5 protein-coding genes and 1 pseudogene are annotated in these 7211 nt (G+C 41.9%); 2 read left to right on the top strand and 4 right to left on the bottom strand.

Annotated elements, in window-relative coordinates; all coding sequences use genetic code 11:
• A partial coding sequence (locus tag PX484_RS17095; RefSeq protein ID WP_288104886.1) for a flavin reductase family protein occupies positions 1–720 on the top strand: 720 nt, incomplete at its 5' end.
• Positions 721–1239: 519 nt separating this feature from the next.
• Here PX484_RS17095 and PX484_RS17090 read toward each other — a convergent pair.
• The 4 genes and pseudogenes from PX484_RS17090 to PX484_RS17075 all read right to left on the bottom strand — a co-directional run.
• Positions 1240–2715, bottom strand: coding sequence for a bifunctional metallophosphatase/5'-nucleotidase (locus PX484_RS17090; protein ID WP_002762888.1), 1476 nt, complete (start codon positions 2713–2715; stop codon positions 1240–1242).
• 398 nt (positions 2716–3113) lie between these two features.
• Positions 3114–3359 (bottom strand): hypothetical protein, encoded by a 246-nt coding sequence (locus tag PX484_RS17085; RefSeq protein WP_002772702.1) that lies wholly within the window; start codon positions 3357–3359, stop codon positions 3114–3116.
• Positions 3360–3601: 242 nt separating this feature from the next.
• Positions 3602–5770, bottom strand: coding sequence for a polyphosphate kinase 1 (ppk1, locus tag PX484_RS17080; RefSeq protein WP_002801354.1), 2169 nt, complete (start codon positions 5768–5770; stop codon positions 3602–3604).
• 328 nt (positions 5771–6098) lie between these two features.
• Positions 6099–6437, bottom strand: a pseudogene (locus tag PX484_RS17075) (IS1634 family transposase); the annotation flags it as partial.
• 340 nt (positions 6438–6777) lie between these two features.
• Here PX484_RS17075 and PX484_RS17070 point away from each other — a divergent pair.
• On the top strand, positions 6778–7211 hold a 434-nt coding region (locus tag PX484_RS17070; protein WP_472399935.1), incomplete at its 3' end, for a photosynthetic reaction center family protein.

The following is a 7211-nucleotide window of genomic DNA, read 5'->3' as shown; positions in this document are numbered from 1 at the left end:
GGCACAATTCTCGCCTCGGTTAACCCCAAACAATATATCGGAATGTTTGAATCTCAAGGGGGTGATGATGAATCAATTTTACCTCTATTTAATAAGTTTCGTGAAGTTGGTTTAACCAAAGCTTTTGATCCCATTCGTAGCACAGAAACTCCTAACGAGAGTCTCTATCAACGCTGTGAAGAAGCAGGAACAGATATGGGACAACTATTAACCCAAGAGGTAAAAGTTAAACAAAGAAAATCCCTCGATACTGACCTCGATAAAGCCATCGGACGCATTAGTGGTGGCTTATATATTATTACCACCAAGAAAGGAGACAGAAGCGGTGCAATGGTCGCTTCTTGGGTGACTCAAGCAAGTTTTGATCCCCCCGGTTTTACCGTTGCTGTGGCCAAAGATCGGGCGATCGAGTCTTTAATGCAAGTGGGGGATCAATTCGTTTTAAATATTCTGGAAGAAGGCAATTATCAAACCCTGATGAAACACTTTTTAAAACGTTTCGGGCCTGGGGAAGATCGTTTTGCAGGAGTCGATACTCGTACTGCTAATAATGGTTCCCCAATTTTAGCCGATGCCCACGCTTATTTAGAATGTGAGGTAGTTAGTCGCATGGAATGTGCTGACCACTGGATTGTTTACAATAAAGTCGCCGATGGTCGCGTTTCTAAACCTGATAGTTTAACGGCCGTTCACCATCGCAAAGTCGGTAATTATTATTAGGATTTTTGCTTGATTTGACTGGTTGAGAAAATACAGATCAAGATGCTTGCTCTCAGCTTTTGAGACTGTTTAACCTCTCAACCAGTTAGTCATACTAAATCCGTTGAGTATAGGCTACATATCAGGAGAGGCAATAGGCAATAGGCAAAAGGAGCAATAGATAATCAGTTTTTAATAACCAGATTTAGTATCACATCTGATCACTGATTACTTACCCACTGATAACTGATAACTGATAACTGATAACTGAGACTAAATCCGTTGATTATAGGCTACATATCAGGATAGCCGAACGGCAAAATGGGAATAGATAATCAGTCTTTAATAAGCGAATTTAGTACCAGACGCTTCATGAACTGGAAGTAAAAAAATTGTAGGGTTAATTCATGAATTAACCCTACACATCGTTCCCATTCAGGTGCTTCACAAATTGGAAGCAAGTTTCAAACATTGTTGGATTTGCTAATCGTGCCTAAGTTTCCATTCAGACGCTTCACGAATTGGGTAGAGTCATAAACTCTAGTTAACAAAAGTCCAGCGTCCTTCCACCTGACCGTCAAGGAGTTGATGAGTACTTAAATATTCTTCAAGAACACCTTGGCTTGAAGTAGTAACAACTTTAGCGTTAGCTATTTCTTCAGGCGTGAGATTCAAACTCTTCAGCGAATTTTGATAATGATAATCTTGCACGCAGATTACATATAAACGATCAGCCTCTACAGGTTGTTCATTAATACTGAAAGATTCAATTGCTTTCTTAGTATTGTTATAAACTACTCGAACACCTTTGCTGATTTGATAACATTGACTTTCCCCAGGCTTTCTGTTTTCTGGGCGCAGAAAATGGGTAAATACCTTTGTCAGTTGCGCTCCAGTAACTTTAATTTTATAAAGAGAACCATCATACGGATAAACCTTCTTAAGATCTTCAAGAGTGACCACAGGCCCTAATTCTTTACCTCGTATGGAACCACTACCGACAAGCACGACATCAATCGTATCTATTTCTAAGAAGATATCAGCGATTAAATTACCTAACTCAGTTTCTTGTTCGCGCACGGGATGAGTCAATTGACGATTTAAACGGCTAACAATACGATTGTACTTGCGATCTACTTGTTCTTTGTAGGTATTGATAAAATTTTGCAAATCTACGTCAGGACTAGCTACCTGATCATTAATAGGAATAAGTTCCCATTTCCATTCGACAATGCTGTTCGTATCGTCGTCTACTGTAATATCGAAACGTCCGATCTGATCAGTCCCAACGGCGGCCTGGGTGATTAAAATGTTGTTTACTTGGGCAGGCTGTTCTAAAAGTGTATGAGAATGTCCACCAATGATCATGTCCACCCCCCACTCAGGGTCTAACATAGCCGCTAACTTTTGATCCTCTTCAAAACCAATGTGAGTTAGGAGAATTGTCAAATCAATATCTTCATTTTTGTAGGTATTACAGATCTTACCAACTTCAGCCGCTGCATCTTCTAGTCCAACAAATGTACCAATGCTTTTGTCCAGCTTTAAGGCACTAAGAACCTCTTCGGTGACAATACCAATGAACATAACATCAAATCCATCTACATTGAGGATGATATAGGGGTTCATCAACCTTTTACCGTACTTTTTAATGTACAAGTTGGCATTAACAATAGGAAAGTTTGCCATTTTTTCTAAGAAGAGCAAATGAGGAAAGCCATAGTCTAATTCGTGGTTTCCTAAAGTCACTACATTAGGTGCTAGGTAATTCATGATTTCCATGGTTGATAAGCCTTTAAATTCGGTATCAATCATCGAACCTTGAAGCATATCACCTGAAATAACATAAAGTGTATTTTTTTCCGTTTGACGCACTTGATTGATATAACCAGAAAGCAATGATAACCCGCCGATCAAACCACCTTGTCCAGTTTTAGCCTCCGCTAAAAAGTCGCCGTGCATATCATTGGAATGTAAAATCGTAAACTTTTTGAGTTTTGTTGTAGTTTCAACCATGAGCCTCTCCAGTAGTTTGAGTTGATTAAATGAAAGAGATAGTTTGATTTGGGTACTGCGAACGGTTTAAAGCTTGGCTTTCTGAATACCGTCAGAAGCTTGGTCTGTGATTTCTTCTAGCCGATCCAGAAAAAGTTCAGCTTTTAGCAGTTTAGGCTCTTCGGTTTGTGTTATGCAATGGAGGGGGGTTATAAAGGATAAAACCATTACACAGAAAGACATTGCTTCAATTTATGCCTCCTGATCGAATCATGCCAAGTAACGAAGAGCCACAGCCCATAATATAGCATGACTTGCGCCAATGTAAAAACAGGGTTAGAGCATCACTGAGGAGTTCGGGATAGTGACAGTATTCACACTGGAACCTAGCGCGTTGTCGAACAATATGGTGGAGCGATTTAGGAATGACCATTTACTCTGGCGGCAATGACAGCGTTGATGTAGCTGAAAATTTGGTCGAGTTCGCCAATCGCTTCTAGCTCAAGGACTTCCTCTGGGGTGAGATCATCAGCTTTTTTCTTGTCAAGAAGCGTCTGCATCCGATCGCCCAGTTCATCTGTAAATTTGAATAGGGTGAGATTATTAATCTGTTGTACCCGCAATCCTTTGGGAATCAGGCTAGAGGGTTTGACAAGAGCGCTCATGGTTGTAGCTGAACGTAAAGATTTTTCGATCCTAACAAATAGTTCCCGTGAAATAAATGAAAGTATTGCCCTGACACCATTCTACACCCCATTTTCTGAGGGGGGGTTAAATTATCTCCGACAAATAAAAATTATTCTCAATAAGTCAGATTATCAAGCCCCGAACTCCAGAAGTAGAAGGGCATCCGAGGGGGTCAACGAGAGAATACTGATAACTGATAACTGATAACTGATAACTGTTCCTATTGACTAACACCCGCAGATTTAAGGGCTTTTTCCATCAAAATTACATGGGTACTGCTTTCCTGTCCCTGGTTGGCAGCACGACGCTGAATATAACTGCCGTCGGATTGTAATTCCCATGCTTGCCGGTTATCTGACAACATAATGCCGAGAATTTCTTCCAGTTCCTTGGCGATCGCTGGTTCAGCGATGGGTGTCACTGCTTCCACGCGACGAGTCAGGTTCCGCGTCATCCAATCGGCGCTACCAATATAAACCTCCTCCTGACCACCATTGTAGAAGTAAAAAATGCGGGAATGTTCCAAAAAGCGGCCGATAATGCTAATTACTCGGATATTTTCGCTCACTTCCGGCAATCCGGGCCGTAAACAACAGATCCCACGAATAATTAAGTCAATCTGCACGCCAGCACGAGAAGCGGCGTATAAGGCTTCTATAATCGGTTTATCGACAATAGAGTTCATTTTTGCGACAATGCGCCCCGTACCGCCATTTTTACAGTTTTTGGCCTCGCGATCGATCATTGCTAACATCCGTTTTCGCAAACTCACGGGAGCAATTAAAAGTTTGCGATAGGATTGCTGACGGGAGTATCCGGTCAGAAAGTTAAATAAATCGGTGATATCTGCCCCCAAATCCTCGCGACAGCTAAGTAAACCCAAATCAGTGTATAATTTAGCCGTTTTTGGGTTATAATTACCCGTGCCAATATGGAAATAACGACGGATTTTATCCCCTTCTTTTCTGACCACGAGAACCACTTTCGTGTGGGTTTTTAGACCAACTAAGCCATAAACAACGTGAACTCCGGCTTGTTCGAGCTTTTTCGCCCAAGTAATGTTATTTTCCTCATCAAAGCGTGCTTTTAGTTCCACTAACGCCGCTACCTGTTTACCATTTTCCGCCGCTGCAATCAGGGAATTGACAATCGGGGAATCTCCGGAAGTACGATACAAGGTCATTTTAATCGCTAAAACATGGGCATCATGGGCAGCCTGGGCGATAAACTGTTGTACTGAGGCACTAAAGGAATGGTAAGGGTGATGAACGAGAATATCGTTATTGCGAATTAAAGTAAAAATATCTTCGCCATCCTGTTCTAGGATCCCGTCTTCGTTACCGTCAACTATTTCTCGCAATCCCTGTAAAACCGGTGGGGTGACAGGATTCCAAGGCGGATCTTTCAGTTCGGGACAGGGTAAAGACAGAAAATAAAATAAATCTTTGTGTCCCAGCAGTCCATCCACATCGTAAACATCGATCTCCTCAAGTCCGAGATCGCGCATGATCCGGTTTTTAATATTGCTAGGGGTAGAACTGTGAATTTCCAGACGTACTGCCGATTTACCGATGCGGCGCTTGCGTACTTCTTCCTCGATCGCTAATAATAAATCATCGGCCTCATCTTCTTCGACGGAGATATCGGCGTTGCGCGTCACCCGAAAAGGATAACATTCTTGAATGATCATGCCGGGGAAAAGTGCCTCTAAATTGTGCATTACCACCTGTTCCAGAGGCACTCCCGTCCAAATCGAAGCTTTTCCGTCTTGGTGGCGTAATTCTTTGGATAATGCCAGAAAACGGGGGAAAACCTGCGGTACTTTTACCCTGGCAAACAGTTCTTTATCGGTCTCGGGATCGCGGACGACTACGGCTAAATTGAGACTAAGATTAGAAATATAGGGAAAAGGATGACTAGGATCCACCGCCAGGGGAGTTAAAACGGGGAAAATATTTTGTTCAAAGTAATCATGGAGATAATTGCGCTGTTCTTGATGTAAATCTACATAGTTAATCAGATGAATTCCCTGTTCTACTAATAGGTTTTTCAGGGTGTGTTCAAAAAGATGATCCTGCTGTTGCACAAGGGGACGCAGACGTTTACTTATCTCGGTTAGCTGTTCCAAGGCAGTCCTGCCATCGGCACTTAAAACGGCTACATTTGCTTCTACCTGTTGTTTAAGAACTGCCACCCGTACCATAAAAAATTCGTCGAGATTGGCACAAAAAATGGCGGTAAATTTTAATCTTTCTAGTAGGGGAGTCCGAGGATCAAGTGCCTCATAAAGCACGCGATGATTAAATTCTAACCAGCTTAATTCTCGGTTAAAGTAATATTGCGAATCTTTAAGATCGATTTCGGAAGTTACGCTAGGAGCTTTAGCCATAGAGTCTAATACCTAAATAATAGATTAAACAGTTAGTAAGAAGCCACTTAAGCCTAAATTTGACTATTTTGGGCGTTTTTTTACGCTAGACTGCCCCAGATTAACCAAAGTTACCCTGATTATCTTGGATGCTAATCCTACTGATTCTAGCCTGACCGGGGAAAAAATCAATTTATTAAAAGGTTAAGAAATCAATCCCCGCAAGGCGACAGATCAAGGTTAAATTAATCTTTCGGTGAAATTAGATTTGTTAAAGATCTAGACTTCCCCTTTGACAAAAGACCATAACCTGTGCTGTGGGAGGGATTAAGAGAATTTGTGCCGCTCGTTACTGGCTACAAATTAAGGAAACCCCTAATAAATCTAACGCTTTCTGTTGCAGAGAAATCGGTCGAGTTATCTTAGAAAAACGATAACTTCCCTCTCTAATCATACGTTCTACCCTATTCAAGCAAATCGTCTCCAAGTCCTTCAATAAAGTCCGAAAACTATGCACAGGGAGGTTGTCTTGATTCTGTGTTTTTCTCTCTTTAGATTGCACCGATTGACTGCGACTCATTTTAATCACATTCAGGGAACTATTATCAATTTCTTCATCTTCAAAGAATAAAGCAGCTAAGGACTGTTTTAAATGCCATTCCACATAATAAGCTAACATAAATAAAAAGAAAAGAACGGTTAGAAACTTTTTCTACATACATGACTAGCATTTTAGCAAATAGGCTCCATTCCTGCCCATTAATAAATCCTACAACAAACATGGATACATCAAGAGATGTTAACGGGTATATCCATTGATGGACAAGGGTTTTTGGCTATTGTAGTAGATATAGATAGTGGAAGTTCCGATAATTGGGACTTCAAGCCGAAAACTGAGATATATAAGCCCACCTTATCACCCCGACAAGTAATACTGAATGTCAAACCCCTTTACAAACCGATACAAACTCTCTAAGATAGAGACATCATCAATCGTACCTCGATAACTTAATAGGAATCATAAACCAATGACCACCACCTTACAACAGCGCGAGAGCGCTTCCCTGTGGGAGCAGTTCTGTCAGTGGATCACCAGCACCAACAACCGTCTTTATGTCGGCTGGTTCGGTGTGATCATGATCCCCACCCTGCTCACCGCCACCACCTGCTTCATCATCGCCTTTATCGCCGCTCCTCCTGTAGATATCGACGGTATCCGCGAGCCTGTAGCTGGTTCTCTACTCTACGGAAACAACATCATCTCTGGTGCGGTCGTTCCTTCCTCCAACGCGATTGGACTCCACTTCTACCCCATCTGGGAAGCAGCTTCCTTAGATGAGTGGTTATACAACGGTGGTCCCTACCAGTTAGTCATTTTCCACTTCTTACTAGGTGTCTTCTGCTACCTCGGTCGTCAGTGGGAACTGTCTTTCCGTTTAGGAATGCGTCCTTGGATCTGTGT

The organism is Microcystis sp. M49636_WE2 (assembly GCF_030065375.1).
GTDB lineage: Bacteria > Cyanobacteriota > Cyanobacteriia > Cyanobacteriales > Microcystaceae > Microcystis > Microcystis aeruginosa_C.
Note: the sequence above shows the minus strand (reverse complement) of the source record. Positions and strands in the feature narration are given on the sequence as shown.

Coding starts and splice junctions, on each gene's coding strand:
- PX484_RS17090 (WP_002762888.1), bottom strand. CDS start 2,715: ATGGTTGAAACTACAACAAAACTCAAAAAGTTTACGATTTTACATTCC.
- PX484_RS17085 (WP_002772702.1), bottom strand. CDS start 3,359: ATGAGCGCTCTTGTCAAACCCTCTAGCCTGATTCCCAAAGGATTGCGG.
- ppk1 (WP_002801354.1), bottom strand. CDS start 5,770: ATGGCTAAAGCTCCTAGCGTAACTTCCGAAATCGATCTTAAAGATTCG.